At 44.1% G+C, this 2,167-nt stretch carries 2 protein-coding genes and 1 pseudogene; all 3 read left to right on the top strand.

The window, feature by feature from the left end:
* A pseudogene (locus CCU_RS14865) lies at positions 1-118 on the top strand (type I glyceraldehyde-3-phosphate dehydrogenase); the annotation flags it as partial.
* 214 nt (positions 119-332) lie between these two features.
* Positions 333-1,547, top strand: a complete 1,215-nt coding sequence (locus CCU_RS13170) for a phosphoglycerate kinase (protein WP_015534995.1) — start codon at positions 333-335, stop codon at positions 1,545-1,547.
* A gap of 92 nt (positions 1,548-1,639) precedes the next feature.
* Positions 1,640-2,167: triose-phosphate isomerase (gene tpiA, locus CCU_RS13165; RefSeq protein WP_208896285.1), on the top strand; the 528-nt coding region annotated here is incomplete at its 3' end.

Genomic DNA, 2,167 nt, shown 5'->3' with positions numbered 1-2,167 from the left:
GGTATCAAAGATCGCTGATGATTTATATGAGGTTCAGGTTGTTTCATGGTATGACAATGAGAACTCATACACAAGCCAGATGGTTAGAACAATCAAGTACTTCGCAGAGTTAGCATAAGTTATTTCAAGCTATAATTAGCTTTTATAATGTAAGCTCATTTAAAAGTATTTATTAGACCTAATAGAGGGTCCGGTCTCCAAGGACCGGGCCCTTTTTTCTTCGTAGGAAGCAATTATGCGTTTCTATGTTCCCGCATAAGAGCGGGTAGGTAGCTGGGCAGAGGACAACTTATAGTTTTCTGTTCTATAACATTATTTAGGAGGAATTAGAAATGTCATTAAACAAGAAATCAGTAGATGATATCAATGTTAAGGGCAAGCGCGTGCTTTGCAGATGCGACTTCAATGTACCATTAAAGAACGGAGAGATCACAGACGAGAACAGACTCGTTGCAGCTCTTCCTACTATCAAGAAGCTTATCGCTGACGGTGGAAAGGTTATCCTTTGTTCACACCTTGGAAAGGTTAAGACTGAGGAGGACAAGCAGACTAAGACCCTTGCACCAGTTGCTAAGAGACTTACAGAGCTCCTTGGACAGGAGGTTAAGTTTGTACCAAGCCTTGAGGTTGTTGACGACACAGTTAAGGCTGCAGTTGACGCTATGAAGGACGGAGATGTAATCCTTCTTGAGAATACACGTTTCAGAGCTGAAGAGACAAAGAACGGAGAGGCTTTCTCTAAGGATCTTGCAAGCATCTGTGATGTATTTGTAAATGATGCATTCGGAACAGCTCACAGAGCTCACTGCTCAAACGTTGGTGTTGCTGGACTTGTTGACACAGCAGTAGTTGGTTACTTAATGCAGAAGGAGATCGACTTCCTTGGCAATGCAGTAGAGAACCCAGTTAGACCATTTGTAGCTATCCTCGGTGGTGCTAAGGTTGCTGACAAGCTCAATGTTATTTCAAACCTTCTTGAGAAGTGTGATACACTTATCATCGGTGGTGGTATGGCTTACACATTCCTTAAGGCTAAGGGATATGAGATCGGTAAGTCACTTGTAGACGATTCTAAGATCGATTACTGCAAGGAGATGATGGCAAAGGCAGAGAGCCTTGGCAAGAAGCTTCTTCTTCCAGTTGATACAGTTATGATCGAGGATTTCCCTAACCCTATCGACGGTCCAAGCATCAAGACAGAGGTATTTGACGCTGACAAGATGCCTGCAGACAAGGAAGGCTGCGATATCGGACCTAAGACTATCGAGCTTTACTCAGACGCAGTTAAGACAGCTAAGACAGTTGTTTGGAATGGACCTATGGGTGTATTCGAGAACCCTGTACTTGCAGCCGGTACAAAGGCAGTTGCAGCAGCACTTGCTGATACAGATGCTACAACAATCATCGGTGGTGGAGATTCAGCAGCAGCAGTTAACCAGCTTGGTTACGGTTCAAAGATGAGCCACATCTCAACAGGTGGTGGAGCTTCACTTGAGTTCCTTGAGGGTAAGGAGCTTCCGGGCGTAGCAGCAGCTAACGACAAGTAATTTGTATATCACTGAGATATAAAGATTATACTGGTGGGTGCCGGTTCAGGCCGGTACTCATCAAAAAATACAAATATAAGAGGTAGATTACAATGGCAAGAAAGAAGATTATTGCAGGTAACTGGAAGATGAACAAGACTCCTAGCGAGGCTGTTGAGCTTGTTAACCTGTTAAAGGACTTAGTAAAGAATGATGACGTAGATGTAGTATACTGTGTACCAGCTATCGATATCGTACCAGTTGTTGAGGCAACAAAGGGAACAAACGTAGCTGTAGGTGCAGAGAACATGTACTTCGAGGAGAGCGGAGCTTACACAGGCGAGATCTCAGCAGCAATGCTTGTTGATGCTGGTGTTAAGTACGTTATCATCGGACATTCAGAGCGTCGTGATTACTTTAAGGAGGATGATGTTCTTCTCAACAAGAAGGTTAAGAAGGCATTTGAGGCTGGTATCACCCCTATTCTTTGCTGTGGTGAGTCACTTGAGCAGAGAGAGCTCGGTGTTACTATGGACTGGATCCGTCTTCAGATCAAGTCAGATCTCGCTGGCGTAACAGCAGATCAGGTTAAGTCAATGGTTATCGCTTACGAGCCAATCTGGGCTATCGGAACAGGTAAG

Source organism: Coprococcus sp. ART55/1, assembly GCF_000210595.1.
GTDB classification, from domain to species: domain Bacteria; phylum Bacillota; class Clostridia; order Lachnospirales; family Lachnospiraceae; genus Coprococcus; species Coprococcus aceti.
This window is presented reverse-complemented; position numbering and strand designations above follow the sequence as displayed.

Excerpts from the sequence above, each read along its gene's own strand:
- CCU_RS13170 (WP_015534995.1), top strand. The coding sequence starts at position 333 with ATGTCATTAAACAAGAAATCAGTAGATGATATCAATGTTAAGGGCAAG.